The sequence below is a fragment of the Paragemmobacter amnigenus genome (genome assembly GCF_009908265.2).
GTDB lineage: Bacteria > Pseudomonadota > Alphaproteobacteria > Rhodobacterales > Rhodobacteraceae > Paragemmobacter > Paragemmobacter amnigenus.
Genome location: NZ_JAAATX020000003.1, coordinates 60,325 through 74,036, shown reverse-complemented (window position 1 = coordinate 74,036; position 13,712 = coordinate 60,325). Strand labels below are relative to the sequence as shown.

16 protein-coding genes are annotated in these 13,712 nt (G+C 67.5%); 6 read left to right on the top strand and 10 right to left on the bottom strand.

Annotated elements, in window-relative coordinates:
- Window positions 1–10 precede the first annotated feature (10 nt).
- Window positions 11–790 carry an amino acid ABC transporter ATP-binding protein gene (locus tag GU927_RS04645; protein ID WP_161761202.1) on the top strand — a complete coding sequence of 260 codons (780 nt, stop codon included), beginning with the start codon at window positions 11–13 and terminating at the stop codon, window positions 788–790.
- 88 nt (window positions 791–878) lie between these two features.
- On the opposite strand, the gene GU927_RS04640 is transcribed toward GU927_RS04645, so the two are convergent.
- Genes GU927_RS04640 through argB form a run of 3 tightly spaced genes read right to left on the bottom strand, consistent with a single transcriptional unit; the run spans window position 879 to window position 2,925 of the window.
- Window positions 879–1,382, bottom strand: coding sequence for a SixA phosphatase family protein (locus GU927_RS04640; RefSeq protein WP_161761201.1), 504 nt, complete (start codon window positions 1,380–1,382; stop codon window positions 879–881).
- A gap of 23 nt (window positions 1,383–1,405) precedes the next feature.
- Window positions 1,406–2,050, bottom strand: a complete 645-nt coding sequence (locus tag GU927_RS04635) for a ferredoxin (protein WP_161761200.1) — start codon at window positions 2,048–2,050, stop codon at window positions 1,406–1,408.
- Complete coding sequence (gene argB, locus GU927_RS04630) at window positions 2,047–2,925, bottom strand: acetylglutamate kinase (protein WP_161761447.1); 879 nt, start codon at window positions 2,923–2,925, stop codon at window positions 2,047–2,049. The genes GU927_RS04635 and argB overlap by 4 nt, the downstream gene beginning before the upstream one ends.
- Window positions 2,926–3,067: 142 nt before the next feature.
- On the opposite strand from argB, the gene GU927_RS04625 reads away from it, so the two are divergent.
- Window positions 3,068–3,799: an SDR family oxidoreductase gene (locus GU927_RS04625; RefSeq protein ID WP_161761446.1), complete on the top strand. Its 732-nt coding sequence runs from the start codon at window positions 3,068–3,070 to the stop codon at window positions 3,797–3,799.
- 124 nt (window positions 3,800–3,923) lie between these two features.
- Here the strand turns inward: GU927_RS04625 and yihA are convergent, their stop codons facing one another.
- The 4 genes from yihA to ttcA form a co-directional block, all read right to left on the bottom strand.
- Entirely contained in the window at window positions 3,924–4,577 is a 654-nt protein-coding gene (yihA, locus tag GU927_RS04620) for a ribosome biogenesis GTP-binding protein YihA/YsxC (protein WP_161761199.1), read from the bottom strand.
- Entirely contained in the window at window positions 4,574–5,323 is a 750-nt protein-coding gene (locus GU927_RS04615) for an MOSC domain-containing protein (RefSeq protein ID WP_161761198.1), read from the bottom strand. The genes yihA and GU927_RS04615 overlap by 4 nt, the downstream gene beginning before the upstream one ends.
- Window positions 5,320–7,146: a membrane protein insertase YidC gene (gene yidC, locus GU927_RS04610; RefSeq protein ID WP_161761197.1), complete on the bottom strand. Its 1,827-nt coding sequence runs from the start codon at window positions 7,144–7,146 to the stop codon at window positions 5,320–5,322. Before yidC ends, GU927_RS04615 begins: the two co-directional genes overlap by 4 nt.
- A 128-nt stretch (window positions 7,147–7,274) precedes the next feature.
- Window positions 7,275–8,144: a tRNA 2-thiocytidine(32) synthetase TtcA gene (ttcA, locus tag GU927_RS04605; protein WP_161761196.1), complete on the bottom strand. Its 870-nt coding sequence runs from the start codon at window positions 8,142–8,144 to the stop codon at window positions 7,275–7,277.
- A 117-nt stretch (window positions 8,145–8,261) separates the two neighbouring features.
- Between ttcA and GU927_RS04600 the strand changes: the two genes are divergently transcribed.
- Complete coding sequence (locus GU927_RS04600) at window positions 8,262–8,798, top strand: DUF3833 domain-containing protein (protein ID WP_161761195.1); 537 nt, start codon at window positions 8,262–8,264, stop codon at window positions 8,796–8,798.
- Between the two features lie 111 nt (window positions 8,799–8,909).
- Here GU927_RS04600 and yidD read toward each other — a convergent pair whose 3' ends face one another.
- The 3 genes from yidD to rpmH are packed head-to-tail and all read right to left on the bottom strand — an operon-like array spanning window position 8,910 to window position 9,744.
- Window positions 8,910–9,152, bottom strand: coding sequence for a membrane protein insertion efficiency factor YidD (yidD, locus tag GU927_RS04595; protein WP_161761194.1), 243 nt, complete (start codon window positions 9,150–9,152; stop codon window positions 8,910–8,912).
- Window positions 9,149–9,571, bottom strand: coding sequence for a ribonuclease P protein component (rnpA, locus tag GU927_RS04590; RefSeq protein ID WP_161761193.1), 423 nt, complete (start codon window positions 9,569–9,571; stop codon window positions 9,149–9,151). Before rnpA ends, yidD begins: the two co-directional genes overlap by 4 nt.
- Window positions 9,572–9,609: 38 nt before the next feature.
- Window positions 9,610–9,744, bottom strand: a complete 135-nt coding sequence (gene rpmH / locus GU927_RS04585) for a 50S ribosomal protein L34 (protein WP_023666388.1) — start codon at window positions 9,742–9,744, stop codon at window positions 9,610–9,612.
- 229 nt (window positions 9,745–9,973) lie between these two features.
- On the opposite strand from rpmH, the gene GU927_RS04580 reads away from it, so the two are divergent.
- The 3 genes from GU927_RS04580 (at window position 9,974) to GU927_RS04570 (ending at window position 13,698) form a co-directional block, all read left to right on the top strand.
- Complete coding sequence (locus GU927_RS04580) at window positions 9,974–10,705, top strand: TVP38/TMEM64 family protein (RefSeq protein WP_161761192.1); 732 nt, start codon at window positions 9,974–9,976, stop codon at window positions 10,703–10,705.
- Entirely contained in the window at window positions 10,705–12,123 is a 1,419-nt protein-coding gene (locus GU927_RS04575) for a dihydrolipoyl dehydrogenase family protein (RefSeq protein WP_161761191.1), read from the top strand. The genes GU927_RS04580 and GU927_RS04575 overlap by 1 nt, the downstream gene beginning before the upstream one ends.
- A 225-nt stretch (window positions 12,124–12,348) precedes the next feature.
- The gene (locus GU927_RS04570; protein WP_161761445.1) at window positions 12,349–13,698 is read left to right on the top strand and encodes a sensor histidine kinase; all 1,350 of its coding nucleotides are present in this window, start codon (window positions 12,349–12,351) and stop codon (window positions 13,696–13,698) included.
- The last annotated feature ends 14 nt before the right edge of the window (window positions 13,699–13,712 follow it).

The following is a 13,712-nucleotide window of genomic DNA, read 5'->3' as shown; positions in this document are numbered from 1 at the left end:
GGATCACACAATGTCTGACGTTGCTATCGACCGCTCGAAGATGAAGGTCTCGGATGAGGTCGCCATCCAGATTTCGGGCATGAACAAGTGGTACGGGCAGTTCCATGTGCTGCGCGACATCAACATGACGGTGAACCGGGGCGAGCGGATCGTGATCTGCGGGCCGTCGGGTTCGGGGAAGTCGACGCTGATCCGCTGCATCAACCGGCTGGAGGAGCATCAGCAGGGGCAGATTGTCGTCGACGGGACGGAGCTGACCAACGACCTGAAGAACATCGACAAGGTGCGGTCGGAAGTGGGGATGGTGTTCCAGCACTTCAACCTGTTCCCGCATCTGACGATTCTGGAGAACTGCACGCTGGCGCCGATCTGGGTTCGCAAGATTCCCAAGCGGGAGGCGGAGGAAACGGCGATGCATTTCCTGCGGAAGGTGAAGATTCCAGAGCAGGCGAACAAGTATCCCGGGCAGTTGTCGGGCGGGCAGCAGCAGCGGGTGGCGATTGCGCGGTCCCTGTGCATGAAGCCGCGGATCATGCTGTTCGACGAGCCCACCTCGGCCCTTGACCCCGAGATGATCAAGGAAGTGCTGGATACCATGATCGAGCTGGCCGAGGAGGGGATGACGATGCTGTGCGTCACCCACGAGATGGGGTTCGCGCAGGCGGTGGCGAACCGCGTGATCTTCATGGATCAGGGCCAGATCGTGGAACAGAACGAACCGCGCGAGTTCTTCAACAACCCCAAGAGCGACCGGACCAAGCTGTTCCTGAGCCAGATTCTGGGGCATTGAGCGGGGACGGGGGGCATTCTGCCCCCCGCACCCCCCTTGAGGGTATTTGGGCCGAGATGAAGGGGCGTTCCGGCGCCCCTTTTGCCTGTCAGGCGACGATTTCGCGGGGGACGATGAAGTCGTCCACGGTGCCGGTGCCGAAGGTGACGTCTTCCCAGCGGTCGATGGTGAAATCCGCGACCAGCGTGGCGCCGGTGGGGTAGCGGGCGAATTCGCTGTTGCGCGGCGGCTGGGCGACGAGGCGGGCGGCGAATTCCGCGATGCCGGGGTTGTGGCCGATCATCATCACGCAATCGCCCCGCGCATGGCGCAGGACGGCGAGCATCACGTCGGGGCCGGCGTGGTAGAGCGCGGGTTTGAGTTCGAGGACGGGCGTGCCGGGCAGGGCGGGGGCGATCCCGCTCCATGTCTTGCGCGTCCGCAGGGCATCGGAGCAGAGCACCTCGTCCGGGATATAGCCGCGCGAGGCGAGCCATTGGCCGAGGTCGGCGGCGGCGGCCTTGCCGCGTTCGTTCAGCGGGCGGTCATGGTCGGGGGTCAGGGGATCGTCCCAGCTGGATTTCGCGTGACGAGTCAGGATCAGGCGCTTCATTCATTCCCCCCTTTCGGGGCGGGTCAGTCCACCCCGTGGAATCGGCGCATGTGATAGGCCGACTGTTCGGGAAGTCTGGCATAGGCTTGGGACAGCGGGCAAGCGCGGCGCACTTCGCAACCCGCCGAGAGGCAGGGCTGGCCTGCGGCGGTGTCGAGGAAGCTGTGGCAGGCGGGCACGTCATAGCCCGCGCCGGTGAGGGCGTCGGCGGGGCAGGCGGTGAGGCATGGCTTGGTGCAGGTGTCGCAGGGGCGCGTGGCGGGGGCGGGAAGGGGGATGCGGTCCTTCAGGGCGAGGGCACCGCGGAAGCTGACCATGAGGCCCTGATCGGCGCTGACCAGAAGGCGGACGGGGCTGTCCCAGATGCGGCCCGTGCGGAGCGCCCAGGCGTGGAAAGGGTGCCATGGCGGGCCGCCGAAGGGGAAGAGCGCCTTGGCCCCCAGATCGCAGGCGATGCGGCCGATGGTGCGGCGCGACCAGCGGTCGATCGGGTCGGGGCGGCCATCCTGCCATTCGGGCTGGGCGGTGACATGCGGCCAGAAGCCCGGTTCGGCGGGGCCGAGGAGGAGCAGGGTCTGCGTGCCGGGCGGTGTGCTGTCATCCGCGTCGGGATGGAAACCGCCCAGCACGGCGAGGTGATGGGCGGCGAGGGTTCCGGTCAGGCTCACCGTTTGACGCGCGGTTTGACGCGCGGTTCGGTGGAGCGGATCTGCGATCCCGCGCCGTGATCGGTGAAGAGTTCCATCAGGCAGGCATTGGGGACGCGGCCGTCAAGGATGGTGACGGCGCGCACGCCTTCGTCGAGCGCCTTGAGCGCGGTTTCGGTTTTCGGGATCATGCCGCCCGCGATCACGCCGTCGGCGGTCATCTGGCGGACCTCTTCGGGGGTGATCTGGGTCATCACCTCTCCGCCCGCGTTCTTGACGCCCGCGACATCGGTGAGGAGGAGCAGGCGGTCGGCCTTGAGCGCGCCCGCGATGGCACCCGCCGCCGTGTCGCCGTTGACGTTGAAGGTTTCGTTATCGGCCATGCCGGTGGCGACGGGGGCGACGACGGGGATGATGCCTGCGTTGTAGAGATCGCGCAGCACCTGCACGTTCATCTCGACGGGGCGGCCGACATAGCCGAGTTCGGGATCGTCGGCCTCGCAGACCATGAGGTCGTCATCCTTGCCGGAAATGCCCACGGCGCGGCCGCCTGCATCCATGATGGCCTGAACGATGCGCTTGTTCACGAGGCCGGACAGGATCATCTCCACCACCTGCACGGTGGCCTTGTCCGTCACCCGCTTGCCGCGGACGAAGTCGGACTTGATGCCGAGCTTGTCGAGCATTTCGTTGATCATCGGGCCGCCGCCGTGCACGACCACGGGGTTCACGCCGACCTGCCGCATCAGCACGATGTCGCGGGCGAATTCGGCCATGGCGGCATCGTCGCCCATGGCGTTGCCGCCGAATTTCACCACGACCACGGCGCCGGAATAGCGCTGCAGGTAGGGGAGGGCCTCGGAGAGCATCTTCGCGGTGTGGGCGGCGTCGGACATGGTGCTGGTCTGCGGTTTCATGGGGATCCCCGGCTGGATGGGTCGCGCCTTGGTAATGCGGGATGCGGCGCGTGCCAAGCGGCAATGGTATTCGGCGGGCAAAGGGGGGATGATGCGCGTGCAGCAGAGGATGGTGAATCGGATGGGCGAGCAGAAAACCCTAGTCCTGACAGGGGCTTCGCGCGGGATCGGACATGCGACGGTAAAGCGGTTCTCGGCCGAGGGGTGGCGGGTGCTGACCTGTTCGCGCCAGCCTTTCGATCCGCGCTGTCCGTGGCCCGGGGGCGAGGAGAACCATATCCAGATCGATCTGGCGTCACCCGACAAGACCATCGCGGCGATTGCCACGATCAAGGAGAAGATCGACGGGCGGCTTCATGCGCTGGTGAACAATGCGGGGATCAGTCCCAAGGGACCGGGGGGGAGCCGTCTGAACACGCTGGAGACGGATCTGCGGACATGGGGGCAGGTGTTCCATGTGAACTTCTTTGCCTCCATCGTGCTGGCGCGGGGGTTGAAGGACGAGCTGTCGGCGGCGAAGGGGTCGGTGGTGAATGTCACATCGATCGCGGGCGGGCGGGTGCATCCCTTTGCGGGGGCGGCCTATGCCACGTCGAAGGCGGCGCTGGCCGCGCTGACACGGGAGATGGCGCATGATTTCGGGCCGCTGGGGGTGCGGGTGAATGCGATCGCGCCGGGCGAGATCGAGACGGCGATCCTGTCGCCGGGGACGGAGAAGATCGTGGAGCAGTTGCCGATGCGGCGGCTGGGGCAGCCGCGCGAGGTGGCGGATGCGATCTGGTTCCTGTGTTCGGACCAGTCGTCCTATATCAGCGGCGCGGAGATCGAGGTGAACGGCGCGCAGCATGTGTGAGGCGCAGGATTTTTCTGACGAAAAATCCTGAGGCGAATTTTCTGGCGAAAATTCGGGCGCGCGCGGGTGGGGGATCTTTCGCCAGAAGGATCGGAGGCGGCGATTTTTCGCAGAAAAATCGGGGCTATTCGAGTGTGGCGATGATGGCGCGCAGGGTTTCGATGCCGTCGCCCTTTTCCGAGGAGGTCACCACAATCTCGGGATAGGCGGCGGGGTGTTTGGCGAGCGCGCCCTTGACCTGTTCCACCACGGCGTCGCGTTCGGCGCGGTTGATCTTGTCGAGCTTGGTCAGCACGCATTGGAAGGTGACGGCGGAGCGGTCGAGGAGTTTCAGGATCTCTTCATCCACGGCCTTCACGCCGTGGCGCGAGTCGATCAGGACGAAGGCGCGGCGCAGGGTCTGGCGGCCGGCGAGGTAGGATTTCAGGAGTTCCTGCCATTTGCGGACGGTGGCGACCGGCGCCTCGGCATAGCCGTAGCCGGGAAGGTCGGTCATGTAGCGGGACTCGCCCAAGGCGAAGTAGTTGATTTCCTGCGTTCTTCCGGGCGTGTTGGAGGCGCGGGCGAGGGTCTTGCGGCCCGTCAGCGCGTTGATGAGCGAGGATTTCCCCACGTTGGAGCGGCCCGCGAAGCAGACTTCCAGCCGGTCGGCGGGGGGCAGGCCCGACATGGCGACCACGCCTTTGACGAAGGTGACGGGGCCCGCGAACATCAGGCGGCCTTTTTCGCGCGCCTCGTCGGTGGGGTCGGGGGCGAGGGTGAATTGGAGCTGGGTCATTCAAGGGTCCATGCATCGCCCGTGGCGATGGTGCCGGGGGTCAGGACGGTGGCGTAAAGGCCGAAATCCTGATGGCCGAAGTGGGTTTCGAGCGCGTGGAGGGTGTCGGCGTTGCTGATCCCCGTGGCGGGTTCCACCGTGGTGGCCGAGCAGCGGGTGATGCGTTCGCGGATTTCCAGCACGGCATCGCCGATGCGCAGGCGGCGGCCGATCCAGTTCCATTCGTCCCATGCGGGCGCGCCGGAAAGCCAGAGGTTGCCGCGCCAGCGGTGGATCGAGAGGTCATGGCCCATGCGGGCCGACAGGTCCGCCAGCGAGGCCATGTTCAGGATGGCGACGGACGCGAAGTCGCTGTCGGTCATGCCGCGCCCTGCGGTGACGATGCGGGCAGGCTGCGCGCGGTTGGCGGGGTTGAGCGGCGTGACCCAGTCGAGGAAGCGGGGCAGGTCGGCGGGGTCGTCGGGGCGGAAGGTGATCTGCCCGCGGTCGGGGTGGCGCAGGGTGACGGTGGCGGTCGCCTCGTCCAGCGTGCTTTCGATGGCCATGAGGGCGGGGGCCTTGGCCGCGCGGGCGAAGTTGACGCAAGGGTTCCAGCCTTCGGTCAGCCTGGCTGCGTCATGGGCCACGGCCCAGTGGCGGTCCCACGGCAGGCATTCCCCTGCAGAAAGACGAACGGACGCGAGGGTTTCGCGTCCGTGTCCCTTGATCGGGTGGCGGCAGATGTGATCCAGCCGCCCGCCCGTCATTTGCGCGCCTTCTTCGACTTGTCGGCAACCGGCACCGGTTCCTTTTTCTTGAAGCCCGACTTGATGTTGCCGAAGACGTCGGGCTTGTGCCCGTGGCTGCGCATGATGAGGTATTGCTGGGAGAAGGTGATGATGTTGTTCGTGATCCAGTAGACCACGAGACCCGAGGCGAAGCCGCCCAGCATGAACATGAAGATCCACGGCATCCATGCGAAGACCTGCTGTTGCACCGGATCGGTGGGCTGCGGGTTCAGCTTCTGTTGCAGCCACATCGTGATGCCCAGAAGGATGGGCAGGATGCCGATGAAGACCAGCGCCATGACGCTGCCCTGAACGGGGGCATCCCACGGCAGCAGGCCGAAGAGGTTGAAGATCGAGGACGGGTCGGGGGCCGACAGATCCTTGAGCCAGCCGAAGAAGGGGGCGTGGCGCAGTTCGATGGTGACGAAGATCACCTTGTAGAGCGCGAAGAAGATCGGGATCTGGATCAGGATCGGAAGGCAGCCCGCCGCGGGGTTGACCTTCTTGTCCTTGTAAAGCTGCATCATCTCGCGCTGCATCTTCTGCTTGTCCTCGCCCGCGCGCTCTTTCAGCGCCTCGAGCTCGGGTTGCAGTTCCTTCATCTTGGCCATGCTGACATAGGATTTGTAGGCCAGCGGCAGGACGAGGAGTTTCAGGACGAAGGTCAGGGCGATGATCGCAAGGCCCATGTTTCCGATGGCGGCATTCAGCCAGTGCAGGACGGCGAAGATCGGCTTCGTCAGGAAGAAGAACCAGCCCCAGTCGATGGAATCGATGAAGCCCGCGATGCCGAGGTCTTTCTCGTAGGCGCGGATGGTGGCCCATTCCTTGGCCCCCGCGAACAGGCGCACGGTCGAGGTCACGCTGCCGCCTGCGGCGAGTTCGGCCACGGGCTTGCGCGTCTCGGTCTGGTAGATGTCGGCGGAGGGGACGTATTTGGTGACGGCGGTGAAGGGGATGCCCTGTTCGGGGATCAGCGTCGTCATCCAGTATTTGTCGGTAAAGCCGATCCAGCCGTCGGTGGTGGCATCCACCACCTCGGCCTGCGCGGCTTCGCGTTCGATGACGGGCAGTTCCATCAGGTCGTCGTAGTTCTGTTCGGTCAGGGTGCCATCGGTGCGGCTGACCATGCCCTCGTGCAGGACGAAGAAGTTTTGCAGGCCCGCAGGCTGGCCGTGGCGGGCCACGATGCCGTAGGGGAAGAGCGAGACGGCCGCGCTTCCCGCGTTCTGGACGGTGTCCTTGACGGTGAACATGAACTTGTCGTCCACGCTGATTTCGCGCGTGAAGGTCATGCCCTTGGTATTCTGCCATTGCAGGGTCACAGGCGCGTCGGGGGCCAGCGTGCCGCCGCCCGTCACGCGCCATTCGGTGCGCGCGCCGGGGACGTCATCGGCGGTGAGGCCGGTGCCCGGGCCCCAGCCGAAGACGGCGTAATAGGGGTGCGCCTCGCCGACGGGCGAGAGCAGGCGGACCATCGGCGAGGCGGGGTCCAGCGTTTCGCGGTAGGATTTCAGCGACAGGTCGTCGATGCGCCCGCCCAGCAGCGAGATGGAGCCGGTCAGCGCGGGCGTGTCTACGGTCAGGCGCGGCGCTTCGGGCAGGGGTTCGGCTTCGGCGGTGGTGGCGGCGCCGTCTGCCGCGGCCGCGGGGGCGGCGGGGGCCTGTTCCGTCTGGGTCACGGCGGCGGGGGCGTTGGGGTCCACCGGCACGTCTTCCGGCGGGAAGAGGACGAACCACACGAGGATCACGAGGAAGCTCAGCAGGGTTGCGAGCAGGAGGTTCTTGTTCTGGTCTTCCATAGGACGAAACTGCCGCCTTTGGTGGGAAATGGGTCAGGGGTGCTTCAACAGAAGGGGGGGCGAAAGGTCAAGCGGTTTCGCCTGTCGGGCAAGGTCTGTCGGGTGTTTGTGATCGGGGCGCGGGCGGGTCAGCGCAGGGCAGGCGGGAGGCCGTCATCCTGTTGCGGCTGGGCCATGCCGGGGGCGAGCGACAGGAAGTCGAAGATCGCGGGGTCGGCAAGGTGCGAGGGGCGCACGTTCTGCAGCGCGCGGAACATGACGTTGCGGCGGCCGGGGGTGCGGGATTCCCAGTCGTCGAGGAGTTTCTTGACCTGCATGCGTTGCAGCCCCTCTTGGGACCCGCAGAGGTCGCAGGGGATGATGGGGTAGTTCATGGCGCGGGCGAATTTCTCGCAATCCTGTTCGGCCACGAAGGCGAGGGGGCGCAGGACCATGAGGTCGCCATCCTCGTTCACCAGTTTGGGCGGCATGGTGGCAAGGCGGCCGCCGTGGAAGAGGTTCATGAAGAAGGTTTCCAGGATGTCGTCGCGGTGGTGGCCGAGGACGACGGCGGAACAGCCCTCTTCGCGCGCGATGCGGTAGAGGTTGCCGCGGCGCAGGCGCGAGCAGAGGGCGCAGTAGGTGCGGCCCTGCGGGACCTTGTCGACCACGATGGAATAGGTGTCCTGATATTCGATGCGGTGAGGGACGCCCATCTTCGTGAGGAATTCGGGAAGGACGGTGGCGGGAAAGCCCGGCTGGCCCTGATCGAGGTTGCAGGCCAGAAGGTCCACGGGCAGGAGGCCGCGCCATTTGAGTTCGTGCAGGACCGCCAGCAGGGTGTAGCTGTCCTTGCCACCCGACAGGCAGACGAGCCAGCGGTCGCCGCGGTTGACCATGCCGTAGGTTTCGATCGCCTCGCGCGTTTCGCGGACGATGCGTTTGCGAAGCTTCTTGAATTCGGTCGTCGTGGGCGCGCCGTGGAAGAGCGGGTGGATGTCGTCGAGATCGTCCAGCATCGGGCGGGCCTCTGGCGGAATGGCGGGAAAGTGATGCGTCCTATGCCAGAAGGGCGCGGTTTGGGCAATCCGCGCGGGCGCGGCCTGCGTAGAAGGGGAAACATCAGGAGTGAACCCATGCGTCTTGCCGCCCTTGCGCTGATCCCGTTTCTGGCCGCCTGTGCGGGCAAGCCGTCGCTTCAGGATGCGAGCCTGTCGACGCGGGAGCTGGAGCTGGAGGCGTTCTTCGACGGGCGGCTGGTGGCGCATGGGCAGTTCCAGGACATCTTCGGCACTGTCCGGCGGCAGTTCGTGGCAGAGATCGCGGGCGACTGGGATGGCGAGCGGCTGCGGCTGGTGGAGGATTTCACCTATGAGGACGGATCGACCGAGCAGCGGGTCTGGACCTTGAAGAAGACCGGTGCGGAGACGTGGGAGGGCACGGCGCCCGGCGTGATCGGGGTGGCGACGGGGGTGGAGCAGGGGGACCGGTTCAACTGGCGCTATACGATCGACCTGCCGGTGCCGGCGGCGGACGGGAGCGTGGAGACGGTGCGGGTGACGTTCGATGACTGGATGTGGCTGCTGACGGAGGACCGGCTGTTCAACCGCGCCTATATGAAGCGCTACGGGGTCGATGTGGGGGATGTGTCGATCTTCTTCGAGAAGCGGTGAGGGGGAAGATTTTTCTGGCGAAAAATCTTCGGTGCGAATTTTCTGGCGAAAATTCGGGGTGTGGAGGATTTTCGCAGAAAATCCGCGGGTAAGGATATTCGCAGAATATCCTTATTTCCCATGGTCGGGATCGGAGCCCGGGACGGGATCATAGCCATGGCCGCCCCATGGATGGCAGCGGCAGAGGCGGTGGATCGTCAGGTAGCCGCCCTTTATGCCGCCGTGGCGTTCCAGCGCCTCGAGCGCGTAGGCCGAGCAGGTGGGCTGGAAGCGGCAGCCATGGCCGACCCAGGGCGACAGGATCAGGCGGTAGGCGCGCACCGGAAGCGAGAGGAGGCGCGCGAGGGGGGTCATTTCGCGCGGGCCTGATGGACGGAGGCGAGCGCGGCGCGCAGGTCGTCGCGCAGGGTGGCGAAGTCGCGGGTGACCGTCGCCTCGGGTCTTGCGACGAGGACATAGTCCCAGCCCGCGCGGGCGAGGGGGGGGAGGATTTCGCGCACCAGCGCGCGCAGGCGGCGCTTGGCGCGGTTGCGCAGCACGGCGTTGCCGATCTTCTTGGAGGCGGTGAAGCCGACGCGGACCGCCGCGCTGCCGTCATCGCGGGCGCGGGCCTGAAGCAGGAAGCCGCCTGTGCCCTGACGCCGCGCCGAGGCTGCGCGCAGGTAGTCGGCGCGTTTCTTCAAGGTGAGGAGTTTCGGGCAAAGCGAAACCGCCGACGGAGCGGCGGGCGCTTCGGCGGGATCGCCTGTGCCCGTGTCCATCGGCGGTGTCATCGCGTCACCCGTGATCGGCCCCGAAGGACCGGAAGGGATTATGCGGACAGGCGCTTGCGGCCCTTGGCGCGGCGCGCGGCCAGAACGAGACGGCCACCTTTGGTCGCCATGCGGGCGCGGAACCCGTGGCGGCGCTTGCGGACCAGGTTCGACGGTTGGTAAGTGCGCTTCATCGCGGCTCTCCGTATCACTCAAGGGCAGCGCGAATGATGGATTCGAGCGCCGCTTCTATTCGAAGCCCGTCCTTTAAGGGGGGGCGCGGATCAAGTCAACGCAGGCAAGGCGGAAATTCTGCAACAAAACGCGCGGGCAGGGTGTGGAATTGTTGCAGAAGGGCTGCGGGCGATCAATGCGGCGTGAAACGTCTGGTGGCGCGGGGGTGAATCGGCCCATGGTCGGCGCATGACGCAACCCGCCCCCCACCCCGAAAGAAATGCCCGCTGGCGGATGATTCCCGCGCTGGTGCTGCTGGCCGTCGCCGTGGCGGGCGCGGTGCTGCTGCGCGACGAGCTGGGCTTTGACGCGCTGGCCGCGCATCGCGAGACCCTGCTGGCCTATCGGGACGCGCATTATGCGCTGGCCGTGGTGGTCTTTGTGGCGGCCTATACGGGGATCGTGGCCTTCTCGCTGCCCGGTGCCACCGTGGCCACGCTGACGGGCGGGTTCCTGTTCGGGCTGTTTCCCGGGGTCCTGTTCAATCTGGCGGGGGCGACGGTGGGGGCGGTGCTGCTGTTTCTGGCGGTGAAGGCTGGGTTCGGGGCGCGGCTGGCGGCGCGCATCGAGGCCGAGGGGGGAAAGGTGGCGCGGCTGCGCGAGGCGCTGGCGCGCAACGAGTGGGAGGTGCTGTTCCTGATGCGGGTGACGCCCGTCGTGCCGTTCTTCATGGCGAACCTGATTCCGGCGCTGCTGAACATCTCGCTGGTGAAATTCGCGGTGACGACGGCGGTGGGGATCGTGCCGGGCGCGCTGGTGCTGACATCGGTCGGGTCGGGGCTGGGCGAGGTGTTCGAGACGGGGGGCAGGCCGGACCTGTCGGTGTTTCTGGAGCCCTGGGTGGCGGGGCCCATCGTGGGGCTGGTGGCGCTGGGCGTGATGCCCATCGTGGTGCGGGCGCTGCGGCGCGGGGGGCTGTGATGGCGGGAACGGATATCTGTGTGATCGGGGCGGGGTCGGGCGGGTTGTCGCTGGCGGCGGGGGCCGTGCAGATGGGCGCGCAGGTCGTGCTGGTCGAGGGGGCCGAGATGGGGGGCGACTGCCTGAACACGGGCTGCGTTCCGTCCAAGGCTCTGATCGCGGCGGCGGAGGCGGCGGCGGCGATGCGGGGTGCGGGGCGGTTCGGGATCGGCGCGGTGGAGCCTGCGGTGGATTTCGGGGCGGTGAAGGATCATGTGGCGGGGGTGATCGCCACCATCGCGCCGGTGGACAGTCAGGCGCGGTTCGAGGGGCTGGGCGTGCGCGTGATCCGTGGTTGGGCGCGTTTCGTCAGCCCGCACGAGGTGGAGGTGGCGGGCGAGCGCATCCGCGCGCGGCGCTTTGTCATCGCCACGGGATCCCATGCGATGGTCCCCGATGTGCCGGGGCTGGCGGCTGTGCCCTATCTGACCAACGAGACGGTGTTCGCGCTGCGCGAGCGGCCGGAGCATCTGGTGATTCTGGGGGGCGGGCCGATCGGGATGGAGATGGCGCAGGCGCACCGGCGGCTGGGCTGTGCGGTGACGGTGGTGGAGGCGGCGCGGGCGTTGGGGCGCGAGGATGCCGAGGCGGCGGCGGTGGTGCTGGCGCGGCTGCGGGCCGAGGGGGTGGATATCCGCGAGGGGGCGGCGGCGGTCAGGCTGCGGGTGCCCGCGGGCGGCGGGGTGGAGATCGTGCTGGCCGACGGGCAGGTGGTGACGGGGTCGCATCTGCTGGTCGCGGTGGGGCGGTTGCCCGCGCTGGAACGGCTGGATCTGGCGGCGGGCGGCGTGGCCTTTGACCGGCGGGGCGTGACGGTGGGGCGCGGGCTGCGGTCGGTGAGCAACCGGCGGGTCTATGCCATCGGCGATGCCGCGGGCGGGGCGCAATTCACCCATGTGGCGGCCTATCATGCGGGGATCGTGATCCGGCAGGCGGTGCTGGGCCTGCCGGCGCGGTTGCGGGACGACCATATCCCGCGCGTGACCTATACCGCACCGGAGCTGGCGCAGGTGGGGCCGACCGAGGCGGAGGCGCGGGCGACATGGGGGGCGCGGCTGGTGGTGGCGCGGGCGGGGTTCGATCATAACGACCGCGCGCAGGCCATGGGCGAGGCGGAGGGTTTCGCCAAGCTGATGGTGGTGCGGGGGCGGGTCGTGGGGGCCACGGTCGCGGGGCCGCGGGCAGGCGAGGTGATCGCGCCGCTGGCGCTGGCGGTGTCGGCGCGGATGAAGGTTTCGGCGCTGGCGGGGATGGTGCTGCCCTATCCGACGCTGGCCGAGGTGGCCAAACGCGCGGCGGGTGCCTATTTTTCCCCGAAACTGTTTGATAATGCCGGGTTGAAGCGTGTGGTGAGGTTCGTCGAGCGGATGATCCCCTGACCTGCGGCGGAACCGGTGGGCATTCTGCCCCCCGGACCCCCCTGAGGGTATTTGGACCGAGATGAAGAGGGCGGTTTCCAGTCGGGACGGCAAGGGCGCGCGGGCGGGCCGCGCGGCGGCGGGGGTGTCTGCCGGAGCGGGGGGGCGGGGACGGTGAGGATCGGGCGGGGGCGGTTCCTGAATACCCTGTCGGGGCGGTTCCTGCTGCTGACCGTGGCCTTTGTCATGCTGGCCGAGATCCTGATCTTCGTGCCGTCGATTGCGCGGTTCCGCGTGGATTTTCTGGCGCTGCGGCTGGAGAAGGCGCAGATCGCCTCGCTCGCGCTGCTGGCGGCGGAGGATGCGACAGTGGGGGCGGAGCTGGAATCCGAACTGCTGAAGAATGCCGAGGTGTTCAACGTCGTGCTGCGGCGGGACGAGGTGCGGCAACTGGTGCTGTCCTCGCCCATTCCGGCGCCGATCGAGGCGACCTATGACCTGCGGATGGCGGGGCCGTGGGAGCTGATCCGCGATGCGGCGGCGGTGCTGTGGCGGCCCGAGGAGCGGATCATCCGCGTGATCGGCAATCCGGTGCAGGATGCGGGGCTTCTGATCGAGATCACGATGGAGACGGGGCCGCTGCGCGTGGCGATGGTGGAGTACGGGTTGCGGATCCTGTTCCTGTCGGCGCTGATTTCGGTCGTCACGGCGTTCTTGCTGTTTCTGGCGGTGCAGCGCCTGCTGGTGGGGCCGATCCGGCGCGTGGTGCGGCACATGACGGCCTATGCCGAGGCGCCCGAGGATGCGCGGCGGGTGATCGCGCCGTCGGCCGAGGTCGAGGAGTTGCGCGTGGCCGAGGAGGCGATGGCGTCGATGCAGACGCAGTTGACCAATGCGCTGCGCCAGAAGGAGCGGCTGGCGCAACTGGGCGCGGCGGTGGCCAAGATCAGCCATGATCTGCGCAACATCCTGACCACGGCACAGTTGTTCGCGGACCGGCTGGAGGCGAGTGCGGACCCCGCCGTGGCGCGGGCGGCGCCGAAGCTGGTGGGGAGCATCTCGCGCGCGGTGTCCTTGTGCGAATCCACGCTGGCCTTCGGCAAGGCCGAGGAGCCGCCGCCGCAGTTGAAGCGGCTGCCGCTGCGGGTGCTGGCGGAAGAGGTGGTCGAGGGTGAGGGGTTGGCGGGGACCGAGGGGGCGGTGGTCTGTCTGGTGGATGTACCGGCGGGGCTGGTGATCCGCGCGGATGGCGAGCAGTTGCACCGCGTGCTGGCCAATCTGGTGCGAAACGCGCGGCAGGCGATCGAGGCGACGGGGCAGGGCGGGACCATCGAGATTTCCGGCGGCGAGGACGAGCGGGACTGGTGGATACGTGTGGGCGACACGGGGCCGGGCCTGCCGCCCAAGGCGCGCGAGCATCTGTTCGAGGCCTTTCAGGGCGGGGCGCGCAAGGGGGGCACGGGGCTGGGTCTGGCCATCGCGGCAGAGCTGGTGCGCGGGCATGGCGGGCGGCTGGAACTGGCACGCAGCGACGCGGACGGGACGGAGTTCATGATCCGTCTGCCGAAAAGCCTTGGCGCGGGCGAGGGAGAGTAAGGGCGCGTTTTTCC